Source organism: Pseudarthrobacter sp. NS4 (assembly GCF_024758005.1).
Lineage (GTDB): Bacteria > Actinomycetota > Actinomycetes > Actinomycetales > Micrococcaceae > Arthrobacter.
The window spans coordinates 772,814-795,052 of sequence record NZ_CP103288.1 but is presented as its reverse complement, the minus strand read 5'-3'; the positions used below and the strand labels follow the sequence as shown (position 1 = coordinate 795,052).

General features: G+C 65.0%; 18 protein-coding genes and 2 pseudogenes. 10 read left to right on the top strand and 10 right to left on the bottom strand.

Going from position 1 to position 22,239, the window contains the following annotated elements:
• The first annotated feature begins 141 nt into the window (after positions 1-141).
• Both NXY83_RS03805 and NXY83_RS03800 read left to right on the top strand, forming a co-directional pair.
• A complete protein-coding gene (locus NXY83_RS03805; RefSeq protein WP_258804765.1) occupies positions 142-798 on the top strand; it encodes a TetR/AcrR family transcriptional regulator in 657 nt (218 codons plus the stop codon).
• Between the two features lie 34 nt (positions 799-832).
• On the top strand, positions 833-1,765 hold the full coding sequence (locus tag NXY83_RS03800) for a TIGR01777 family oxidoreductase (RefSeq protein WP_258804764.1): 933 nt from the start codon (positions 833-835) through the stop codon (positions 1,763-1,765).
• 385 nt (positions 1,766-2,150) lie between these two features.
• Here the strand turns inward: NXY83_RS03800 and NXY83_RS03795 are convergent, their stop codons facing one another.
• The gene (locus NXY83_RS03795) at positions 2,151-3,638 is read right to left on the bottom strand and encodes an XRE family transcriptional regulator (protein WP_258804763.1); all 1,488 of its coding nucleotides are present in this window, start codon (positions 3,636-3,638) and stop codon (positions 2,151-2,153) included.
• 182 nt (positions 3,639-3,820) lie between these two features.
• Between NXY83_RS03795 and aceA the strand changes: the two genes are divergently transcribed.
• Entirely contained in the window at positions 3,821-5,137 is a 1,317-nt protein-coding gene (aceA, locus tag NXY83_RS03790) for an isocitrate lyase (protein ID WP_258804762.1), read from the top strand.
• Between the two features lie 92 nt (positions 5,138-5,229).
• Positions 5,230-6,882 carry a malate synthase A gene (gene aceB, locus NXY83_RS03785; RefSeq protein ID WP_258804761.1) on the top strand — a complete coding sequence of 551 codons (1,653 nt, stop codon included), beginning with the start codon at positions 5,230-5,232 and terminating at the stop codon, positions 6,880-6,882.
• Between the two features lie 288 nt (positions 6,883-7,170).
• Here aceB and NXY83_RS03780 read toward each other — a convergent pair whose 3' ends face one another.
• Complete coding sequence (locus NXY83_RS03780) at positions 7,171-8,364, bottom strand: CynX/NimT family MFS transporter (RefSeq protein ID WP_258804760.1); 1,194 nt, start codon at positions 8,362-8,364, stop codon at positions 7,171-7,173.
• Between the two features lie 163 nt (positions 8,365-8,527).
• Here NXY83_RS03780 and NXY83_RS03775 point away from each other — a divergent pair, with 163 nt between their 5' ends.
• Both NXY83_RS03775 and NXY83_RS03770 read left to right on the top strand, forming a co-directional pair.
• A complete protein-coding gene (locus NXY83_RS03775; RefSeq protein WP_258804759.1) occupies positions 8,528-9,487 on the top strand; it encodes a D-2-hydroxyacid dehydrogenase family protein in 960 nt (319 codons plus the stop codon).
• A 15-nt stretch (positions 9,488-9,502) separates the two neighbouring features.
• Complete coding sequence (locus NXY83_RS03770; RefSeq protein WP_258804758.1) at positions 9,503-10,078, top strand: GNAT family N-acetyltransferase; 576 nt, start codon at positions 9,503-9,505, stop codon at positions 10,076-10,078.
• Here NXY83_RS03770 and NXY83_RS03765 read toward each other — a convergent pair.
• Together NXY83_RS03765 and NXY83_RS03760 are read right to left on the bottom strand one after the other, a co-directional pair.
• Positions 10,075-12,246 (bottom strand): glycogen debranching N-terminal domain-containing protein, encoded by a 2,172-nt coding sequence (locus tag NXY83_RS03765; RefSeq protein ID WP_258804757.1) that lies wholly within the window; start codon positions 12,244-12,246, stop codon positions 10,075-10,077. The two genes, NXY83_RS03770 and NXY83_RS03765, sit on opposite strands and share 4 nt — an antisense overlap.
• 59 nt (positions 12,247-12,305) lie before the next feature.
• Entirely contained in the window at positions 12,306-13,367 is a 1,062-nt protein-coding gene (locus tag NXY83_RS03760; RefSeq protein ID WP_258804756.1) for a glycosyltransferase family 4 protein, read from the bottom strand.
• Positions 13,368-13,579: 212 nt separating this feature from the next.
• On the opposite strand from NXY83_RS03760, the pseudogene NXY83_RS03755 reads away from it, so the two are divergent.
• Both NXY83_RS03755 and NXY83_RS03750 read left to right on the top strand, forming a co-directional pair.
• Positions 13,580-14,277, top strand: a pseudogene (locus NXY83_RS03755) (DsbA family oxidoreductase).
• A 55-nt stretch (positions 14,278-14,332) separates the two neighbouring features.
• Positions 14,333-14,983 carry a TetR/AcrR family transcriptional regulator gene (locus tag NXY83_RS03750; RefSeq protein ID WP_258804755.1) on the top strand — a complete coding sequence of 217 codons (651 nt, stop codon included), beginning with the start codon at positions 14,333-14,335 and terminating at the stop codon, positions 14,981-14,983.
• A 72-nt stretch (positions 14,984-15,055) separates the two neighbouring features.
• Here NXY83_RS03750 and NXY83_RS03745 read toward each other — a convergent pair whose 3' ends face one another.
• Both NXY83_RS03745 and NXY83_RS03740 read right to left on the bottom strand, forming a co-directional pair.
• Positions 15,056-15,733 (bottom strand): LytR C-terminal domain-containing protein, encoded by a 678-nt coding sequence (locus tag NXY83_RS03745; RefSeq protein WP_258804754.1) that lies wholly within the window; start codon positions 15,731-15,733, stop codon positions 15,056-15,058.
• The gene (locus NXY83_RS03740; protein WP_009358464.1) at positions 15,726-16,025 is read right to left on the bottom strand and encodes a type II toxin-antitoxin system VapB family antitoxin; all 300 of its coding nucleotides are present in this window, start codon (positions 16,023-16,025) and stop codon (positions 15,726-15,728) included. Before NXY83_RS03740 ends, NXY83_RS03745 begins: the two co-directional genes overlap by 8 nt.
• Before the next feature lie 147 nt (positions 16,026-16,172).
• Here NXY83_RS03740 and NXY83_RS03735 point away from each other — a divergent pair, with 147 nt between their 5' ends.
• Together NXY83_RS03735 and NXY83_RS03730 are read left to right on the top strand one after the other, a co-directional pair.
• Positions 16,173-17,102, top strand: coding sequence for a hypothetical protein (locus NXY83_RS03735; RefSeq protein WP_258804753.1), 930 nt, complete (start codon positions 16,173-16,175; stop codon positions 17,100-17,102).
• A 62-nt stretch (positions 17,103-17,164) separates the two neighbouring features.
• Positions 17,165-18,802: a stealth family protein gene (locus NXY83_RS03730; protein WP_258804752.1), complete on the top strand. Its 1,638-nt coding sequence runs from the start codon at positions 17,165-17,167 to the stop codon at positions 18,800-18,802.
• Positions 18,803-18,904: 102 nt separating this feature from the next.
• Here NXY83_RS03730 and NXY83_RS03725 read toward each other — a convergent pair whose 3' ends face one another.
• The 4 genes and pseudogenes from NXY83_RS03725 to NXY83_RS03710 all read right to left on the bottom strand — a co-directional run.
• Positions 18,905-19,834: a phosphodiesterase gene (locus NXY83_RS03725; protein ID WP_258804751.1), complete on the bottom strand. Its 930-nt coding sequence runs from the start codon at positions 19,832-19,834 to the stop codon at positions 18,905-18,907.
• Between the two features lie 162 nt (positions 19,835-19,996).
• The gene (locus NXY83_RS03720; protein WP_258804750.1) at positions 19,997-20,509 is read right to left on the bottom strand and encodes a glutathione peroxidase; all 513 of its coding nucleotides are present in this window, start codon (positions 20,507-20,509) and stop codon (positions 19,997-19,999) included.
• 687 nt (positions 20,510-21,196) lie between these two features.
• Positions 21,197-21,349 carry a hypothetical protein gene (locus NXY83_RS03715; protein WP_258806409.1) on the bottom strand — a complete coding sequence of 51 codons (153 nt, stop codon included), beginning with the start codon at positions 21,347-21,349 and terminating at the stop codon, positions 21,197-21,199.
• 164 nt (positions 21,350-21,513) lie between these two features.
• Positions 21,514-21,819 (bottom strand): annotated as a pseudogene (locus NXY83_RS03710) (M23 family metallopeptidase); the annotation flags it as partial.
• Between the last annotated feature and the right edge of the window lie 420 nt (positions 21,820-22,239).

Genomic DNA, 22,239 nt, shown 5'->3' with positions numbered 1-22,239 from the left:
GCTGTATTAGCACTGTCGGACCATTCTCCCACCAGCGGCAGGGTCCGCAGCACGACGGGCAGCATCATTGCAGGCAACAACAGAAACTGAACATGTTGAAATGTGTGGAATACTTTTTGAACACGTTCAAAAAAGGGAACCATGGCGGCAAAAGGCGAGCAGACACGGCAACGTGTGGCAGATGTGGCGCTGAGGATGTTCCGCGAGGTGGGCTTCGCAAAGACCACCATGCGCGCTATCGCTGCCGAGGCGGGCATCTCAGTGGGTAACGCCTACTACTATTTCGCTTCCAAGGACGATCTGGTCCAGGAACTGTACCTGCAGGTCCAGGAAGAGCATGCGGCAAGGGCAAGGGCCGCCCTGGAAAGTGCCACCGATCTCACCAGCAGGCTCCGCGCTACCCTCCACGCCGGCCTGGATGCCATGGCGCCGTACCATCGCTTCGGGGCCGACTTCCTCACCACGGCCATCCGCCCCACGTCCCCGGTGAACCCCTTCGCTGCGCGTTCCGCACCGGCCCGGGAAGCTTCCCTCAACATCTTCCGGTCGGCGGTGGATGGCGCGCGGCCGCAGGCACCAAAAAGACTCCGCGGCGAACTTCCCGAACTTTTGTGGCTCGGCTACATGGGCGTGACGCTGTTCTGGGTCTACGACACCTCCGAGGGGCAGCAGCGCACCAGGAAGCTTGTGGACGGGGCTGTTCCGCTGATTGCCAAAGTGCTCTCGCTGGCGCGCGTCCCGGGAGCCGGCAAGGCCCTGGACGATATCCTCAGGCTCAGCCGGAGTATCCGTGCATAGCCCCCGGACAGCAACAAACCACCGCAGGAGAAGAATGGCCAGGTCCAAGACAGTCGTGCTCGCCGGGGCTTCCGGGTTCATCGGCAAGTACCTCCGCACCCGCTTTGAGCAGGACGGCTGGACTGTCCACACCATCGGCCGGGCGCCCACCACCGGGAGCAAAGGTGCCACCGGGACAACGTCGGCATCATGGGACGACGACGCCGCCATCATCCAGGTGCTCAACGGCAGCGACCTTGCCATCAACCTTGCCGGACGGTCCGTGTCCTGCCGCTACAGCGCGCGGAACAAGGCGGCCATCCTTGGGTCCAGGGTCTCCACAACGGCGGCACTCGGCCGGGCCATCGCGCAATGCCCGCAACCGCCGTCGACCTGGTTGAACGCCAGCACAGGCACGATCTACCGGGACGCCCGGGACTCCCCGCAAACAGAGACTGACGGTGAATTGGGGACTGGATTTTCGGTAGAGGTAGCCCGCGCCTGGGAGGCGGAGCTGGAGGCTGCCGTCACGCCAAAGACACGTAAGGTTCCGCTCCGGATAGCCATTGTGCTGGGCCGGGGAGGAGGCGCGCTGCGGCCCTTCGCCAACCTCGCGCGGCTCGGGCTTGGCGGGTCCATGGGCAAGGGTACGCAGAAGTTCAGCTGGGTGCACGTGGAGGACCTGTACCGGTGCGCCCGGTTCCTGCATGCACGGACGGACATCACCGGGCCCGTCAACGTGGCATCGCCCGATGTGGTGAGTAACCGCGAGCTGATGCGGCTGGTGCGACGCGCTTACGGGGCACGCTTCGGTGTTCCCACCCCTGCCTGGCTGCTTCGTGCAGGGGCAGTCCTGATCCGCACCGAAACAGAGCTGGTGCTCAAGAGCCGGTGGGTCCAGCCCCAAAAGCTGCTGGATACCGGGTTCGTCTACAGCCAGCCTGAACTGGGCAGGGCACTGCTTCAGATCGCCAAGGGAACAGCGTAAGCGGCTCCGGCGAAAACAACGGCGCTTGTGGCCCTGAACACCCCCGATCCCTTTCCGCTGTACGGCAACACAAGGAAATCGCCCGCCGGCGGCTGGCAGGACGGGTGCATGACTTCCGTTTCCGCGAATGCAACATCGTCCGTAACCGCCCCGCCTGTGGTGCGCGTCCCTCGGCACCCGTAGCCCTGAAATGGGCGCGGCGTGGCGGAGGGCCGTGCAAAACCGAAACCCTCTCTCACCTTCCGCGGAATAAACCGAAACCCTCTCTCACCTTCCGCGGAATAACGCAAAGCCCTATCGCACAGATTGAGAGAACGGCGCGGGAACTTCTGCAAAATGCGGGAGAGGGTTTCGGGAAAAGGGGCAAGACGTGAGAGAGCGTGCTTCAGCTCCCTGAGTGCGCCTGCAGGAAGCTGTACACCTCGGTCTCGTCCACGCCGGGGAAGGCCCCCGGCGGCATCGCGGCCAGGAGGTGGGAGTGGGCCCGCGCCGAGGGCCAGGCGTTGCCTGCCCATTCTGATGTCAGCGTTTCCGGCGGGCGTTTGCAGCAGGTGGGATCCGGGCAGTTTGAGGTGGCCCGGGCCGTCGTCTCGCGCCCGCGGAACCACTTCACATGCTGGTACGGCACCCCGATGCTGAGCGAAAACTCACCGCTCGCCGACCGTTCGGTGCGGGCCGTGCACCAGTAGGTGCCGGACGGCGTGTCGGTGTACTGGCTGTAGGCACTGAACTTGTCCGGGACGTCGAATACGGCCCGGGACGTCCATGCTTTGCACGACGGCTGCCCTTCTATGGCGCCCGTGTGGTCCTGGGGAAAGTCCACGCCGTCATTTTCGTAGGCCTTGTAGATGATGCCGCTCTGGTGCGTCTTCTGGAAATGGGTGGTGATGCCCAGATGCTTGGTAGCCAGGTTGGTGAAGCGGTGGGCCGCGGTTTCGTAGGAAACGGCGAAAGCGTCCCGGATGTCCTCGACGGCGATTTCCTTCGCGGCTTTGGCTTTTTGCAGAAATTCCACGGTTGCCTGTTCCGGCAGGAGAAGCGCGGCTGCAAAATAGTTCGTGGCGACGCGCTGGGCCAGGAAGTCACCATAGTTGCGGGGCGTTTCGTGGCCGAGCACGTAATGGCCCAGGGCCTGCAGGAGGACGGACCGTGGGTCGTGGTCCTGCCGCTGGCTCTGGGTCAGGTAAATTCTGCGGTTCTTCAAATCGGTCACGGAACGAGTGGAATGGGGCAGGTCGCCCACGTGATGGAGGGTAAACCCCAGGTGCGCGGCGATGTCCGCGATGACGTGCTGGCTGAGCGGGCCGGTGGTGTACCCCACCTCCTTGAGGACCTTCTGTGCCTCGGACTCGTATTCCGGAAAATAGTTGCCACGCTCCCGCATCATGGCGCGCAGTTCGCCGTTTGCGCGGCGGGCTTCCTCCGGCGTGGCCACCTGCTCGTTCATCTTGCGTTCGAGCTCATGCAGGAGGCCCACCTGCGCCTCCAGGACGTCCACCGGCAACCGCGAGCTGATGCGGATTTTTGGCAGGTTCAGGGACTCGTAGAGGGGTCCGCGCTGGTAGCGTTCGAGCTCGATTTCCAGGGCGGCGCGGCGGCTGGGAGGTTCTGCTCCGAGCAACTGGTCGATGCTGACGTTGAGGGCCGCGGCCAGGTGCTGCAGCAGGCCAAGCTTGGGTTCCCGCTTGCCGTTCTCGATCAGGCTCAGCTGGCTGGGCGCTGTCCCGACGGCGGCGCTGAGGGCTTCCAGCGTCAGGCCGGCCTGTTTGCGCAGATGGCGCACGCGGCGGCCGAGGCTGATGACATCCAGTTGGGCGGCCGGGGTGGACGACGGCGGCTGTGAAACTTCCCTGTTCCAGCTTGAAGGCGACATTTTTGAAGAATACGCGAAGAAGTGCGTTTCTTTCCAGCCTTTTCATCTAGAAACCCCTTTGAAAGTGCTGAAAAGTGGTGTTCACGGAAAGAAACACCGCACCGGGGGCAGCCGGCGGGGACTGCAAAGGAGCAGTTCCTGCCGGCGTAAACCGCCCCGGAGCTCAATCAAGGAGATCAACGATGACTGCAGCATTTGAGCCCACCCAGCAGACGCCCGAACAGCAGGCCGCCGCCCTGGAGCTTGAGTGGGCCGCCAACCCCCGCTGGGAAGGTGTGACCCGGGACTACAAGGCCTCCGACGTCGTCCGTCTCCGGGGACGTGTCTCCGAAGAACACACCCTGGCCCGCCGCGGCGCAGAGAAGCTGTGGAAGCAGCTCACCCAGGAGCACAAGGAAGGCAAGTACACCAACGCCTTGGGCGCCCTGACGGGCAACCAGGCCGTGCAGCAGGTCAAGGCCGGCCTTCGCGCGATCTACCTCTCCGGCTGGCAGGTTGCTGCGGACGCCAACAACTCCGGCCACACCTACCCGGACCAGTCCCTCTACCCGGCCAACTCCGTGCCCACCGTGGTGCGGCGGATCAACAACGCCCTCCTCCGCGCTGACCAGATCGAATTCTCCGAGGGCGTGCAGACCGTTGAGGACTGGCTGGTCCCGATCGTCGCCGACGCCGAGGCCGGCTTCGGCGGGCCGCTGAACGCCTACGAGCTCATGAAATCCATGATCCAGGCCGGCGCCTCCGGTGTTCACTGGGAAGACCAGCTCGCCTCGGAAAAGAAGTGCGGCCACCTGGGCGGCAAGGTCCTGATCCCCACCCAGCAGCACGTCCGGACCCTGAACGCCGCCCGCCTGGCAGCCGACGTCGCCGGGACCCCATCCGTGGTCATTGCCCGCACCGACGCCGAAGCAGCAACCCTCATCACCTCCGACGTCGACGAGCGGGACCAGGAGTTCATCACCGGTGAGCGCACCGCTGAGGGCTTCTACAAGGTCCGCAACGGCATCGAACCCTGCATCGCCCGCGCCAAGGCCTACGCCCCCTACTCGGACCTGATCTGGATGGAAACCGGCACCCCGGACCTGGAGCTGGCCCGCAAGTTCGCCGAAGCCGTCAAGGCCGAGTTCCCCAACCAGATGCTCTCCTACAACTGCTCACCGTCGTTCAACTGGCGCAAGCACCTGGACGATGCCACCATCGCCAAGTTCCAGCGCGAACTCGGCGCCATGGGCTTCACCTTCCAGTTCATCACCCTGGCCGGCTTCCACGCCCTGAACTACTCGATGTTCGACCTCGCCCACGGCTACGCCCGCGACGGCATGAGCGCCTACGTCGAACTCCAGGAAAAGGAATTCGCCTCCGAATCCCGCGGCTACACCGCAACCAAGCACCAGCGCGAAGTCGGCACCGGCTACTTCGACGACATCGCCACCGCGCTCAACCCGAACGCCTCCACCCTCGCACTGGTCGGATCGACCGAAGAGGGCCAATTCCACTAAATCTTTCCCAAGTAAGTAGCACTAAGTGTCGTTTTGGAGGCTCAAAACGACACTTACTGCTACCCAGTTGGGTCCTGCACCAGGAGACAGAAATGAACAGTTTCACAGACAGTTTCACCATCAACGGGATAACCCTGACCGCGCAGCCGGTTTGCCGGCAGAACGAGGTTCTTACTCCGGATGCCCTGGAGTTCGTGGCCAGGCTGCACCGGGCGACGGCGGCGCGGCGCCAGGAACTGCTGCAGGCCCGCCGGACCAGGCGTACTGAGATTGCCGCCGGACAGGACCCACGCTTCCTCCGGGAAACCGAGGACATCCGCAATGACCCGTCCTGGCGGGTTGCTCCCCCGGCACCCGGGCTGGAGGACCGCCGCGTGGAAATCACCGGCCCGGTGGACAAGAAGATGACCATCAACGCCCTGAATTCCGGCGCGAAGGTGTGGCTCGCGGACATGGAGGACTCCTCCACCCCCACCTGGCGCAACGTCATCAAGGGCCAGCTGAACCTCACCGACGCACTGGAGCGCCGGATCGACTACACCAGCCCGGAGGGCAAGGAATACAAGCTCCGTCCCGCCGGGGAACTGCCCACCATCGTGGTCCGTCCCCGCGGCTGGCACCTGCCGGAAAAGCACATGCTGATCGACGGCGAACCGATCGCCGGCGGCATCGTGGACTTCGGCCTGTTCTTCTTCCACAACGCCCGCCGCCTGCTCGCCCAAGGCAAGGGCCCCTACTTCTACCTGCCCAAGATCGAAAACCACCTCGAAGCCCGGCTCTGGAACGACATCTTCATCCTCGCCCAGGACCTGCTCGGCATCCCCCAGGGCACCATCCGCGCCACGGTCCTGATCGAAACCATCACCGCAGCCTTCGAAATGGAGGAGATCCTCTACGAGCTGCGTGACCACGCCGCCGGCCTGAACGCCGGCCGCTGGGACTACATCTTCTCCCTCATCAAGAACTTCCGCACCCGAGGCCCCCGCTTCGTCCTCCCGGACCGCGCCCAGGTGACCATGACCCAGCCCTTCATGCGCGCCTACACCGAACAGCTCGTCCGCGCCTGCCACAAACGGGGTGCCATGGCTATTGGGGGCATGGCAGCCGCAGTGCCCAACCGCAAAGACCCCGAAGCGAACACCAACGCCCTGGAGAAGGTCCGTGCTGACAAGACCCGCGAGGCCAACGACGGATTCGACGGCTCCTGGGTGGCCCACCCGGACCTGGTTCCCGTCTGCCGGGAAGTGTTCGACTCCATCCTGGGCGAGAAGCCGAACCAGCTGGACCGGCTCCGTGAGGACGTCACCCCGGACGACCGCGCCCTGATCAACGTGGCCGCGACCACCGGGACCATCACCGAACAGGGCATCCGGAACAACATCGAAGTAGGCATCCGCTACATCGAATCCTGGCTCCGCGGCAACGGTGCAGTAGCCATCCACAACCTCATGGAAGACGCCGCCACCGCCGAAATTTCCCGCTCCCAGCTCTGGCAGTGGATCTACGCCCGTGCCATCACCGACCACGGCGAAATCATCAACCACCACTGGGTGGAGGAGCTCCTGGACGAGGAGTTTGCCCGGCTGGAACGCTTCGACGGCGACCGCTTCGAAGACGCCCGGGACATCTTCGAAGAAGTCACCCTCGCCCGGGACTTCCCGTCCTTCCTCACCCTCCCCGCTTACGCGCGGTACCTGACGGAGGCCCGCGAGAAGGCAACCGCCGAGGAACTCGCAGCGGCCTAACCAGCGGGCAACCCGTCCAGACTTCCGTCCGCCGGGCCGGCACGCCCTCCGCAACAGGCACCCCGAAATCCGGGGAGCCGGTCCGGCAACGGAACACCCTTGAGCAAAGAGACGACGGCAGGAGGCACCACCTGTTGCACTCCCCGGACGCTCTCTCCTTTATTGCGGGGAAAGCCAGGACGCTCTCTCACTTTCTTCTGGAAAGCGAGAGAGCGTCCTGGCATTTGCTGCAGGATCTGAGAGAGCGACGGAAGCTGGGTGAAAGAACGTACGACGGCGGGCCAGGACTCAGCGGCCCTTCGGCACCCGCCGGACGGAGAGGGTGGTGCTGACGAAGAAGGTCAGCACCGACACCAGGATGACCAGCAACGCCGGTGTCCATGATCCTGACGCATCGTGCACGAAACCCACCAGTGGCGGTGCCACGGCGGCAAAGGCGTATCCCAGCCCCTGGACCGTGGCGGACATCCGCCCGGCCGACGCCTGGTCGCGGGCCAGCCTGATGATGGCGATGAAGATGATGGTGATGCCGCCGCCCTGGGCGGCCCCGCCGAAGGTGGACCACAGCCACCAGAGCTGGGGCGCCAGCAGCAGGCCGGCCGGCACGGCCGTCCACAACGCCCCCACGGTGACCGCCACCGCCGTCGTACCCATGAATTTGGCGGCGAAGGGCACGCCCAAGGCACCCACGATGGCCAGGATCTGGAAAATTGAGGACCCGGCGCCGGCCTCGGAGAGGGACATGCCCAACTCGTCATGCAGGTAGGTGGGCAGCCACGCCGTGACTCCGTAGTAGGAGAAGGCCTGTCCGGCGAAGCCTGCCGTCAGGCCGGCTGTGGTCCAGCCCGCACCGGTCACCGATGGCAGCCTGGTGTCCCCGCCGTCCTCCGGCGATGCCAGGAACGCATTGCGCGGACCCACCGCAAGGGTCCAGACGATTATGGCGGCGACGGCCAGGACAGCGACCGAGCCGAGCGCGAACCTCCACCCCGCGAGGCCCGCCAACGGCGCGGTGGCCACGGAGGTCAGGAATGACCCGATGTTCAGCGCGGCGGTGTAGATCCCCATCGCCGTCCCCTGCCGGGCAGTCGCGAAATCACGGCGGATGATCAGGGGCGCCGCAATGTTGCCCACGGTAATGGCAAGGCCAATCATCACCGTTCCAGCCACCACCAGAACCGGTCCACCCGCCGAGCGGACCAGCACGCCAGCCAGCACGCCGAGGATGGTCAGGGTCACGGCCAACTCGGCACCGAACCTCCTCGCCGCCAGGGAAGCCAGGGGCGCTGCGAGGGAAAAGCAGAGTACGGGGATGCTGGTCAACAGGCCAAGCATGACCGGTGAGAAGGCCAACTCTGCCTGCATCAGGCCTACCACGGGGGCCACCGCAACGAACGGGCCCCGGAGGTTCAACGCCAGCAGCCCAATGCAGGCCAGCAGGATCCAGCTGTTGGGAATTCGGGAGAGGATCCGGCCGCTCATGCAGCGGAGAACGGAATAGGCGGCAGTTTCATTACTCCCATTGCTATCACGCCGATTGATCGCGGGTTGATCGCGGGTGATCGCGGGTTGGTGCGGGCAACCGGATGATGTACTGCCTTACGATGAAGTTCACGCCAGGAACACCGGGACGAAGGACAGCGCCATGCAGCACCGCCTTGCCATCCTCGACGATTACCAGGGCGTGGCCCACGGCTTCGCGGACTGGTCGGCGCTGGAAGCGGAGGGCGTCACCACAACCACGTTCCGGGAACCCTTTGCGTCACCGGACGCACTGGTCTCGGCACTTGCGGACGTCAGCATTGTGATCGCCATGCGGGAGCGCACTGCGTTTCCCCGGGAAGTATTCGAGAAACTGCCGGCCCTCCAGCTGCTGGTGACCACCGGGATGGCCAACGCCTCCATTGACGTTGCCGCTGCCGCGGAGCACGGCGTGACGGTCTGCGGCACACCCGGTTCCGCCACCGCTGCCCCCGAGCTGACGTGGGCGCTGCTGCTGGCCGTCGCGCGGCACCTGCCCGCAGAAGAGAGCTCCCTGCGCGCCGGGACGTGGCAGTCCACGGTGGGATTCGAGTTGGCGGGCAAGACCCTGGGCATCGTGGGGCTTGGCAAAATCGGACGCCGGATCGCCGGTTACGGGAAGGCGTTCGGGATGGACGTGGTGGCCTGGAGCCAAAACCTGACGTCGGAGGCCGCCGCGGACGCCGGGGCACGGCTCGTGCCGAAGGAAGAACTGTTCCGCGTGTCGGACATCGCCACGCTCCACCTTCGGCTGTCTGCACGTTCCGAAAACACCGTGGGTGAAGAGGAGCTGCGGCTGCTTGGCCCCGAAGGCATCCTGGTCAACACGGCCAGGGGCCCCCTGGTGAACCAGGACGCCCTGATCCGGGCTCTCACCCAAGGCTGGATCCGGGGGGCAGCCCTGGATGTGTTCGACCAGGAGCCACTGCCGGCCGGGCATCCGCTGCTGGCCGCTCCAAACACCGTGCTCTCCCCGCATCTTGGATACGTCACCCAGGAGAGTTACCGGCAGTTCTACGGCGGCGCTTTCGAGGACGTGACTGCCTGGCTGGCCGGCTCGCCCATCCGTACCATCCCCGCATGATCGGGGAGTCACCACATGAGCCATACCATCCGCAAAGCAACAGCGGACGACGCCGGGGCGCTGGCCGCGCTGGCAGCCGTCACCTTTCCGCTCGCCTGCCCGCCGTCGTCGTCGGCTGAGGACATCGCCGCCCACCTGGCCAACACCCTCAGCGAACAGCACTTCGAGCGCTACCTCGCGGACCCGGACATCACCATCCTGGTCCTCGACTCCGGCGACCGGCTTAACGGGTACAGCCTGCTGGTGAACCGCCCGGCGGCGGACCCTGATGTGGCATCGGTACTCACGTTGGTGCCGTCGGTGGAGCTCAGCAAGTGCTATGTCCATCCGGAGCACCACGGCCTCGGTGCTGCGGCCGAACTGATGCACGCCAGCCTCCGGGCAGCAGCAGATGCAGGCGGGGCCGGGGTGTGGCTCGGAGTCAACAGCCAGAACGCCCGGGCCATCCGCTTCTATGAGAAGTCCGGTTTCCGGAAGGTGGGCACCAAGTCCTTCCAGCTGGGCACCACCGTGGAGCACGACTTCGTCCTGGAGCTGGCCTTGGACGAGCCCCCTATTTCCTCCGACGCCGGCACCATGGAGCGGTGCTAGCTGCCGGCTTTGGCCGCCTCCCGCCCTTCGCCGAACTCCGCCAGCAGGGATTCCAGGGGCGGGCGGGGCTCCCTGAGCAGCTTGAGTCCCGGCGGAAGACCGTCGATGTTGCCCTCGGTCCCGCGGCCCGTGATGGTTACCCGGGCCGCATCCAGCAGCACGTTCTCGGCCCGGAACTCGCCGATGTCCTCAGGAAGGATGGGCGCCAGGTGCACTACTTTCCGGGTGAAATCGGGGTCGAAGCGCAGGAGTATCCTGGCAAGCTGCACCGGCGCCGCAGCTGCCCAGGCCTGGGGTGAGCATGCTGTGGGGTACGGGACCGGACCGGCGAACTCGCCGCGGTCGAAGCCGCAGAACAGCTCCGGCAGCCGCCCGCCGAAATGTTCGGCAGCCTCGAAGAGGCCGGTTGCCACCCGCCGGGCCTCCTCCACGAATCCGTACCGCATCAGGCCGGTGGCAACCAGGGCCGTGTCATGCGGCCAGACCGAGCCGTTGTGGTAGCTCACCGGGTTATAGGCGCCCATGTCAGAAGCGAGCGTGCGGATGCCCCAGCCGGTGAACATCTGGGGCGACATCAGGTGTTCCACCACCGACGGCGCCTTATCCTCGTCCACGATGCCCAGCCAGAGGCAATGGCCAATGTTGGACGTGAGCCCATCCACAGGACGCTTGTCCTTGTCGAGGGCGACGGCAAAGTAGCCCTTGTCCGGCAACCAGAACTTTTCGTTGAAGGCCTTCTTCAACTCGGCCGCACGCTCCGCCCAATGGTGCTCCAGTGCCCCGTCACCGCTCCAGCGGGCGAGCAGGGAACGGCCGATGTAGGCCGAATAGACGTAGGCCTGCACCTCACACAGGGCAATGGGCGCCTCAGCCATGGTTCCGTCCGCGAAGTTGATGCCGTCCCAGGAGTCCTTCCAACCCTGGTTGACCAGCCCATGGTCGTTGGGCCGCAGATATTCGACAAACCCGTCGCCGTCCCGGTCCCCGTACTGCTCAATCCAGTCCAGGGCGCGGTCGGCATGGGGCAGGAGCGATTCGATGATGTCCCCGGAGAGCCCCCACCGGCTCACCTCCCCAATGAGTGCGACAAAGAGCGGGGTGGCATCTGCCGTGCCGTAGTAGGCGGTGCCGCCCAATGACAGCCCTGCCGTCACGCCCAGCCGGACTTCGTGCGGGATCCTGCCCGGTTCCTCCTCCGAGTCCGGATCGACGGTGGAGCCCTGGAGTCCGGCCAGGGTCTGCAGCGTGCCGGCAGCAAGATTCGGATCAACCATAAGACACATGTAGGAGGACAGGATCGAGTCACGGCCAAAGAGCGCCATGAACCACGGCGCACCCGCTGCCACGGCGGCACGCTCCGGGTGGTGGACATCAAAGATCCGCAGCGAGCCAAGATCCTTCTGGCTGCGGTTCAGCACGGCCTGCAGTTTACTGTCCGTCACGGTGATCAGGGGGACGTTTTCTTCCCAGTCCCGGTGCCGGCGTACCCCTTCCCGGTGGTGGGGAAGCCCGGTTTCGGTGAAGGCTTCGGGCGGAGCCTCGCCATTGACCAGGGGTACCACGATGATGCTGGTGGCCCATTTGCCCCGGGCCGGTATTGTGGTCCGGAAGCGAAGCCCCTCGGTGCTGACCTCGGCACCGCGTGCACGGACAGCGGTGCCGCGCTGCTGGCCGTTGCGGACGTGCTCGATCATCAGATGGCCGTCGCGGACCGTCCGCACGGCATTGTCCGGGGTCGGGGTCCGGCTGCCTTTTACGTCGAAGAGGTCAGCCTGGTCCGCGTCGACCTGCAGCTCTATGTCGCAGTCCACCGGTTCCGCGGAGTGGTTTTCCAGCGTGATGTCGTCCTGCAGGCCGGGGCCGATGTGACGGACCTGGCGGACTACCAGCGGGCTGTCAAACCTGCCGTCCGGCCATTTGGCCCGTCCCACGAACGTGGCTTGGAACGGTTGCGGCCGTTGCGCCACAAGCGGTTCGCGGAGCGCGCCGTTAATGCGCAGGACCCAGCTCGAAATAATGCGGGTGTCCTGGAAGAACGCTCCGTTCGTGCCGCCGTCGGACGTGATGTCCCCGCTGCCCGACGAGATACAAAACGAGGACCCTTCCACCACTGTCACCGACCCGGATTCGGATGCGGCGGCCTCAGTATCGGCGTTCCATGCGGTCATGGAAGGGCTCCCTCCTCAAACGAATGGGATGCTGCCGGGAAATCCGGCCACAACTGCCCTTAAAGATTCTGGTGCACGCGCGGCGCATCCGGAACCCCCGCCGGGGTACTCGCATCAATTAGTTCCGTGAACAGCTGCAGGTGGTCCGCCACCATCCGCTCCATGCTGAACCGCTCCAGCACGGCCGCCCGGCAGTCGGCCCTGCTAAGCCCTGCGGCGGCTTCGACAAACCCGGCCAACTGCTCCATGCTGCCCAGCCAGCCGGTCCGTCCGTGCTCAACGATCTCCGGGGCGGAACCGATCAGCGTGCCGACCACGGGCGTCCCGGTGGCCAGTGCTTCGATCATCACCAGCCCGAACGGCTCGGACCACTGGATCGGGTTCAGGAACACAATGGCTTCACCCATCAGCCGGTACTTGGCTGCATTGTCCACTTCCCCGACGAAATCCTCGTTGGGTCCAAGCATCGGTTCGATGACGTCCCGGAAGTAGTCAACCTCGTCCGGCTCCCGCATCTTGACGGCGATGCGCAGCGGGATGCCCGCCTGCCGGGCAATCATGATGGCCTCCAGCAATCCCTTGTCCGGGCAGGAACGGCCAACGAAGCACAGGTAGCCCCCGCGGCCCGTCCCTACGGGCACGGACCGGATGTCCATGCCGTGGTGGATGACCCGGGTGACAGGCACTTCGGGGGCATGCGAGGCCTGGTCGCGGGAGATGGCAATGATGGCGCCCTTTCGAGCAATGGCCCGGTAGATGTCCGTGGCCTGGATGGTGAGCGGGCCATGGATGGTGGTGACAAGCGGGATATGGTCCGGCCTGTGCAGGTACAGCGGTCCGGCCAAAGTGTGGTCGTGGATGATGTCCACGTCCTGCAGGCCCTGGTAAGCCCTGATTACGTGGCTGAACTCGGAGAGGGTGAAGCCCATATCGTCAGGTGTGGAGGGCCGCATGCCGTCGATGACCGGCACCGGACAGGTGCTGTCCGAGGGAGCGGCGAGCAGGACCTCATGCCCGGCGGCAGTGAAGCCCCGGGCCAGGGTGTCCACCACTCTCTCGGTCCCTCCGTAGGCTGGTGGGGGAACAGGAATCCATGGTCCCGCTATTAGTCCGATCCGCATTCCTGGCCTCCAGGGAAATAAAGGCCGGGCTCCCCAGCTGGCCGGGCACAACCGCATCCGGGCCTGTACGGCCCTTGGTATTGGCTTTCTACGGCGTCTGCTTCACCTAACTCTGACTATTGCCCACGATCCATCCGGCCACAAGTCCTACTGTGGGGTATCTAACACCGTGCACCCGGAATGGCAGCCGGGACCGGCAGGTTATGCCCAGCATGAAGATTGAGATCTGGTCAGACGTCGCGTGCCCGTGGTGCTACATCGGCAAACGCCGCTTCGAAGCTGCCCTGGCCTCCTTCCCCCACAAGGATGCCGTCGAGGTGAAGTGGCGCAGCTACCAGCTGGCCCCCCCCTTCCGGAGCACTATGACGGCACGGAACTGGAGTACCTGAGCACCCGCAAGGGCATGCCTCCGCAGCAGGTCTCGCAGATGTTCGACCATGTTGCGAAGCAGGGCAGGGACGAGGGCCTGAACTACAGTTTCGATTCTGTGGTGGTAGCCAACAGTTTCACAGCCCACCGCCTGATCCACCTCGCGGCCGCGCATGGCAAGCAGGACGCTGCCAAGGAGCGCCTGCTCAGCGACCACTTCGAGCACGGCAAGGACATCGGCAGCCGCGAGTACCTGACGTCCCTCAGCAAGGACCTCGGCATCGGTGCAGGCGAGGTGGACGAGCTGTTCAGCACGGACAAATACGCCGATGACGTGCGTTTCGATTTCGAGGAGGGGCGGTCCCTGGGCATCAGCGGCGTCCCGTTCTTTGTAATTGACCGCAAGTTCGGCCTCTCCGGCGCCCAGCCCACCGGGACGTTCACGGCCGCGCTGAACCAGGCGTGGCAGGACGCCAATCCCCTGGTGCTGGTCAATTCCGGTGAAGGGGACGCCTGCGGCCCGGACGGCTGCTCCGCCTAGCCGTTGCGGCAGGTCCGGCACTCCGTTTACTGACACATAGCGGTAAAGTGTCTGTATGCCCCGGATTTCAGCGGCCAGCAATGCCGAGCAACGCGCAGATACGCAGCGCCGTATCCTCACCGCCTTCGGCGAACTCCTCTTCTCCCACGGCCTGCCCGGCCTGACAATGACGGACGTGGCGCGCCATGCCGGAGTGGGCCGCACCGCCGTCTACAACTACTACGCGGACATCGAAGAGCTGCTGATCGCCTACGCCCTGGAAGAGACAGAGAAGTTCCTCGCGGAGCTGCGCGACTCCCTCGGCCGACTGGACAACCCGGTGGAACAGCTGGCCCTGTACGTGCGCGCCCAGGTGGTGGACCTCAGCCGTCGCCACCTGCCGCCCGGCCCTGCCATGGGCGCGGTATTGTCGCCGTCGTCCTTCGCCAAACTTGCCGACCACGTGGGCGAGCTGAGCGTGCTGCTGCAGGGCATCCTTCGCCAGGGGATGGAGCAGGGCTACCTGCCGGTGGCGGACATCGGCCAGCAGGCGCAGCTGATCCTTGGCACGCTGTCCTCCAGCGCGGCCAGGGGCAGCGACGAGCCCGGAGAGCTGGAGGCGCGGGTGGCCAGGACGGTGCGGTTCATCCAGCTGGGTGCCGGAGCAAGGTTCGACGACGAGGGCCGCCCCATCCGGCTGGCCCCGCTTCCCTCTGTGGCTGGCTGAGTTGCCCTGTCAGTTTCCGTCCCCTTGCAGCCGGTTTAGGCACCCAAGTGACAGCGCAACTGCTGGAAGGCTTCAGGGCGTTGCCGGCGCGGACGGTATGACGGGCCACATGTCGTCGTCGGCGATGCGGCGGCTTTCCCGCGGGCAGCTGAGCTTGCCGGGTGTCTGGTCCACAAGGTCCGGTGGAGTGAGGGCGCTGTAGTCCTGGGAGAGGATCACGTCCACGCTGCCGTCCGTCCTGCCGTCCTGGAAATAGTCCGACCCGGGCAGGTTGCGCTGGACGCTAAAGGCCGCAGAGTGCCCGGCGGCTCCGGAAATCACTGCCGCGACGCCCCGGTAGCCGGCATCAACGTTGGACACATCAGCCACCATGAATTTGCGGGCAAGGAACTCGTCGGCCACCGAACGGGCCAGCCCGGGCCGGCTGGTGGAGTTGTACACATTGAGGTTGATCTGCTCGGGCGGCGTGTAGTCGAACGTCCCGGCCGGGCAGGTGGAGACGGTTTCCTGCGCAGGTTCGGCGGTGGGGATGGCCAGCTTCCCGTTGATGATTGCCAGGGCTGCGATGATTGCCGCGGCGATCAGGCCGATCAGGAGCACCAGGACCACGCCGTGAAGGACGCGGCGGCGCACACGGGCGGTATCGTCGGCGCCGCGGGCGGCTGCTTCGAAGGTGGCGCGCAGCTCCGGGCCGCTGACTACGTGGTGGCCGTGCAGGATGCTCGGGTCCTTGAGCCGCTTCCTAGCCATCGAGCACCAGGACCCGGGCGTGGATCGCCGTGCGCTGGTGCAGCGCGGTACGGACTGCGCGGTGCAGTCCGTCCTCAAGGTAAAGGGTTCCCTGGTACTGAACCACGTGCGGAAAAAGGTCGCCGAAAAAGGTGGAGTCCTCGGCCAGCAGCGCTTCCAGGTCCAGGGTGCGTTTGGTGGTCACCAGTTCATCCAGCCGGACCGGCCGTGGCGGCAGCGAAGCCCACTCCTTGGGCGTGCTGTAACCATGGTCCGGGTAAGGGCGGCCCTCGCCCACAGCTTTGAATATCACCATGCCACCCTAGGCATCCTGCCGGCCCAGCGAAAGTACCCAGCCCGGGCGGCGGCAGGTTGTAGCCAAACGGTGACCATACGTCATACGCGGTGATCTTTCGGTTGCCCGCACGGGAGCTGCCGGCGCTGCTGACAGAATGGAGCCATGACAGCATCCGAGTCCCTCGCCGTATCCATGCCCGGTGTCCGCCTGCCGTCCTCGCCTCCGTTGGCACTCCTGCTGGATGTTGACGGGCCGGTGGCAAGCCCGTTGACGCGGGACGTCAAACCGGAAATTGTCGCCGACCTGGTGGCACTGGCTGCGGCCGGCATCCCCGTCATCTTCAACACCGGGCGCTCCGACGCCTTCATCCGGGAACAGGTCATGGAACCCATGATCGAGGCCGGTATCCCGGCCGGCACCATCATCCACGCCGTCTGCGAAAAGGGCGCCGTCTGGTTCAGCTACACGTCCGCCGGGCCCGGGCCCATCCACGTTGACCGGGAACTGGCCGTTCCCGCAGCCTACGGGGACGACATCCGGCGCATGGTGGCGGAGGACTACGCCGCGCACATGTTCTTTGATGAAACGAAGCGCGCCATGGTGTCCGTGGAGCAGCACATCGAGGTACCCGGCGCCGACTACCTCGCGGAGCAGAAACTCTTCGACGCCGACGCGATGGAACTGATGACCCGCCACGGGCTGGGAGTGGTGCGCCTGGACCACCACGCCCCCAATTCCGACGACGAGGTGGACTACCGGGTGGATCCCACCATCATCTCCACGGACATCGAGTCGGTGCGGCTTGGAAAGGACCTGGGCGCCAGCCGGGCTGTGGAGCTGCTTGCCGCGCAAGGCATCACCCCGGCAGCCTGGCGGACGGTGGGCGATTCGCGCACCGACTATGCCATGGCAGACTGGCTCCACCACAACGACCACGCAGTCAAGCACGTGGACGTCCGCCCGGCCGACGGCATCCCGGACAAACCGTACCCGGTCCTGACGGCCGGGGATCTGGGGCTTGAGGCTTCCGTAATCCACGACGACGCCGGCGGCGCTTTCCTGCGCAGCTGGCGGGAAGAGCTGGGCCCCTAAGCCGGTTCCCCGGCGCGGGCTGCGCCCTGTCCGAAACCTGCTGTTTCCGCCGCGCGGCTATCATGCAGGTAGAAACGCTTACTTTGACGAGCACGGAGACGACCATTACAGAAGCACCGGTTCAAGACGAGGTCTACTACGGCGGCCAGGCATCCGTAGAGGAACAAATTCACGCGGAAATCACTTCCCCCGAAGCTGAACAGCGGCTTAACCCCCGCCCTGATGTCATCACGCATAAGGGCCGCATCGCGCTGATCAACCACAACAGGACTCCCTACCAGGCCATGGTGGAGGACCTGCTGTTCGTACGCAATGTTCTTGCCAACGCGGAACTGGAGTACCTGCTGGTCAGGGGCAACAATGACCGCCCCGTCATTGCCCTGGACTGGAAAGACAGGAAGAAACTACGGGCGGCCCTGGTGGAAGCCTGCCGGGACGAGCCTTTCTATTCCATGACCGTGGATGCCAAGAAGAAAACCTCCTTGCTGGTTGCGGACGGCGAGCTCTCCTCCAATCAGGAGGCGCGCATCTTCCGCCTGTACAGGCCCCGCGTGGAGCCCGCCGGCGGCTTCGAATTCGGTGCTTCCGCAGGTGTGCAGATTGAGCTTTGGTCCTTCAAGTCCAATGAGATCACGCTGCCGATCGAGAACTCCCTCACGCGCAGGACCCTGCTCCGGCAGGATGCCGTCCGTGGCACCGTTGAGCGCTACGGCCACACTTGGCCCACCATCGAGAACATGTTCGCTGACCACGCCAGTGACATCAGCTTCGACATCGATCTGGTGTTCTCCTGGGTTGATGGAAGCTCCCCGGAGTACATTGCCGCCCGGCGTGCCCAGCAGAAGGACGTCGTCCTGGGCGAAGGCGACGACCACGAAGCCCGCTTCCGGCAGATCAACGAACTCAAGTACGCACTCCGGTCCGTTTACATGTTCGCTCCCTGGATCCGTCGCGTCTTCATCGCCACCGATTCGCCGGCACCTGAATGGCTGGCGGAACATCCCTCGGTGACCATCGTCCGCAGTGAGGAGTTCTTTTCTGACCCCTCAGTGCTTCCCACGCACAACTCCCAGGCGGTGGAGTGCCAGCTCCACAACATCGAAGGCCTCTCGGAGCACTTCCTGTACTCCAATGACGACATGTTCTTCGGCCGGCCGGTCAGTCCCGACATGTTCTTCACGCCGGGCGGCATCACCAAGTTCATCGAGGCGGAAACCCGGATCGGCCTGGGTGAGAACGCCGCAGAGCGCAGCGGATTCGAGAACGCGGCCCGCGTCAACCGCAAACTCCTGTGGAACCGGTTCGGGCGGATCACCACCCGGCACCTTGAGCACAGTGCCGCTCCGCTGCGCCGCAGCGTTGTGGCCACAATGGAGCGCGAGTTCCCGGAGGAATTCCGGAAGACGGCGGCCAGCCGGTTTCGGGCGGCGGACAACATTTCCGTCACCAACTCCTTTTACCACTACTACGCCCTGCTCACGGGCCGCGCGGTAACCCAGACAGCGGCGAAGGTCCGCTACGTGGACACCACTATGCGGTCCGGGCTCAAGTACCTGCCCAAGCTGCTGTCCAAGCGCAACAAAGACTTCTTCTGCCTGAACGACGGCAGCTTCCCCGAGGTGGATGCCGACGAGCGCGCCGACCTGGTCACCGACTTCCTGGAGAAGTACTTCCCCATCAAGGCGCCCTGGGAAAAGTAGAGCCCCCTAGAGCGGCGCTATGGCAGCCCCTGGAGCTGAAGGCCGGGTCCCCTGAGGGACCGGCCTTCAGCGTAAGTCATGGCTGTCGGCGTAAGGCGTTCCCTAGCGGCCGGACGGCACTCCGGGCTTGAGGGTGCTGCGTTGCTTCGCGGTCTCCGGGATCCGGATTCCGGCGGCGGCCAGCCGACGCTTTGTCTCTTCGGGGGAGACATACTCGCCCACCGTCGTCGACCTGCCCATGGGGACAACCGAGTGCACGATCGTGTGCTCGTAGACATGGACCAGGTTGAAGGACTGTCCGCTGTCCTGTCCCCTGGTGCCGCCAACCGGAACGTTGAGGTCCTGGGTGTAACAGCTGGCCGAGGCCACGGACACGGGGATGCCGGCGAAGCTCGCCGTCGTTGAGTAATGCAGGTGGCCGGCAAGGATGGTGCGGACATCCGAATTGCGGACGACCGCCTCCAGCGAAGCCTGGTCCCGCAGCTCAACCAGGACCGAAAGATCCAGGACGGACGGAACGGGCGGGTGGTGCAGCGCCAGAACCGTGCCGTCGGGGGCGGGAGTGTCCAGTTGCCCCGTAAGCCAGTCCAGCTGGGAGGGGCTCAGCTCGCCGTGGTGGAATCCCGGCACGGATGTATCCATGGTGATGACACGGAGCCCATTGATGAAGTAGCTCTTGTCCACGGGGGCGTCATTTGCCGGCTCGTCCAGCAGGCCCTTCCTGAAGTTGGCACGGTTGTCGTGGTTGCCCATCGCCCAAATGACTTCTGCGCCGAGTTCTTCACAAGCGGGCTCAACGATGGCACGGAGTTTGACGTAGGCCTCAGGGTCTCCCTTGTCGGCAAGGTCCCCGGTGAAGATGACAGCCTCCGGCCGCGCACCGGATGCCTTCACCTCTTCGAAGAGTTGGATGAGCCGCGATTCGCTGTCGACCACGCCGTAAAGGGGGTCGGGCCCTGCCATCAAGTGGGGATCACTCAGGTGGAGTAGGAAGTGGCGTGGCCGGGGGTGTTCGGCCTCGATGTGCTCCATTGCTGCCTCTGTGGTCGGTGGGAAACGGCGCTTCCCTTGTACCCTTCAGTAATATTTATCCAATCAGACATTTGGCAAACTTTGGGCAAATCGCCGTGGCCGATGTGGAAAAAGGTAAAAGAACTGCGCTTTTGCAGACCTGATGCGTGAAAGCACTTCTTTTCAGCCGAGAGCCTTATCGATGGCGTCGATGACTTGTGCCGAGTCCGGCTCCAGAGTGGGAGCAAAGCGGTCCACCACCTGGCCGTCGCGGCCCACCAGGAACTTCTCGAAGTTCCATTTCACCAGCCCCGGCAGCAGGCCCGTCTTGAACTTTGTGAGCTCCGCGTAGAGTGGATGCTGGTCCTTCCCACGGACCTCGGCCTTGACCGTCAGGGGAAAGCTGACGCCGAAGTTGCGCTGGCAGAACTCTGCGATCTCACTGTCGCTGCCCGGTTCCTGTCCGGCAAACTGGTTGCAGGGAACCCCCAGGATCTCGAATCCGCGGTCGCGGAATTTCCCGTAGAGCGTCTCCAAGCCGGCGTACTGGGGTGTAAAGCCGCAGTTGGAGGCCACGTTGACCACCATCACCACTTTTCCCCTGAATCTGCCGAAGTCGGTCTCAGTTCCGTCGTTGAGGGTCAGGGGTATCGGGTACAAGGGTGCCAAAGGTTGCGTCCTCAGGAAGTTGTCCATGCCGGAAGTTCGTTGCCAGCAACCCAAGGTACTGGTCGGGGCTGGGAGTTTCCTGAACTGTTTCCTCGGCTTTACGGGTTCTGCTACAGGGTCGGGGCCGCCGAAGCCGATGTTTCGGTTGCCGGGCTGGTCGGTTCGGCAGTGGTGGTGGGAACCGGCTCAACCGTCCACGTCTCAACCGGAGTAGGTACCGGCTCAACCGGCGACGGTGCCGGCTCAATCGGGGCAGGCACCGGCACAACCGGGGCAGGCACCGGCACAACCGGGGCAGGCGCGGGCACAACCGGGGCAGGCGCCGGCTGAACCGGGGCAGGCGCCGGCTGAACCGGAGCAGGCGCCGGCTGAACCGGAGCAGGCGCCGGCTCAACTGGGGCAGGCGCCGGCTCAACAGGCAATGGCGCCGGCTCAACAGGCAATGGCGCTGGCTGGGTGGGCGACGGCGCTGGTTCTGTAGGCGACGGCGAAGGCTCAGTTGGCGACGGCGACGGCGACGGCGACGGTGACGGTGACGGTGACGGTGAAGGCGATGGCTCAGTCGGCGACGGTGACGGTGACGGCTCAGTCGGCGACGGCGACGGCTCAGTCGGGGTTGGCGACGGCGACGGCGGCGGCTCAGTCGGGGTTGGCGACGGCTCAGTCGGGGTTGGCGACGGCTCAGTCGGCGACGGCGACGGCGATGTCGAAGGCTCAGTGGACGAGGGCCATGCCGGTGACGGCGCTGGCCCGGTGGGCGCGAACGCCGGCACTAGCGATGCCGGCGGAGGTGGGGCGGCCGTCGTGGGAGACTGTGCCGCTGCTCCCCGCAGAGGCGCTGTGCTCTTTCTGAACGGAAATGTCCAACGGGTCCCTTCATCGGAGGGCCAAACAAAGTCGGGGCCGTACGACAGTGCCTCCGCGGGGCCGGCACCAGCGACGGCATGAAGGCCAACCAGCCTCCACTTCAGCGGGCTCGTGTGCCTGCCGTTCAGGATTGTCTCAAAATGCAGATGGCAGCCTGTTGACCATCCGGTGCTCCCCACCCGGGCGATGACCTGTCCCACCTGGACTGTGTCCCCTCGGCGGACCGCCACCGACTCGAGGTGGTTGTACGTGGTGACCAGTCCGTTGCCGTGGTCAATTTCAACCCTGTTGCCGCCGCCCCATGGATGCCAGCCAGCAGCACGCACCTCTCCGGAATCCGCAGCGTATACCTTGGTTCCGCAGGGAGCCGCATAATCCTGACCCAAATGGAAATCGCCGGCCGCCCCGGTCAGGGGACTGACCCGAAACCCGAAGGGCGAGCTGGGGTTCAGGAGCTCCAGTGGGGCCATCAGGTAACCGACGGCAGGCCTCCCTATACCCGAAAATCCCACTGCCGCTGGCGCTGGCATATCCGGAATGGAACTGCTGATCATCGACCGCGGAAACGACAAAACCGCATGTGGGTCTGTAAGAATCGCGGGGGGCAGGGCGCGCGCACCATGGCTGTCAGGCGCCGGCAACACAACGCCCGCGGGGCCTGTGGCCTGCACTTCAGGACCGGAAGCTGCGCGATTGCCTGCTGGTGCCGGAACACTGCCCTTTGGCAACTCCGAGGCCGAGGACATTCGTGGCGCGTGATAGCCGCCCGAGAGGTTGACGGCGGAAAAGGAAACGGCCAAGGCACCGGCGGCTGCCAGGACGCGGGTAGCGGGAAGATATGAATTTTGGGCTTTCTTGCCCGTGCCGGATGCCCGATTCTTGCCCAATGA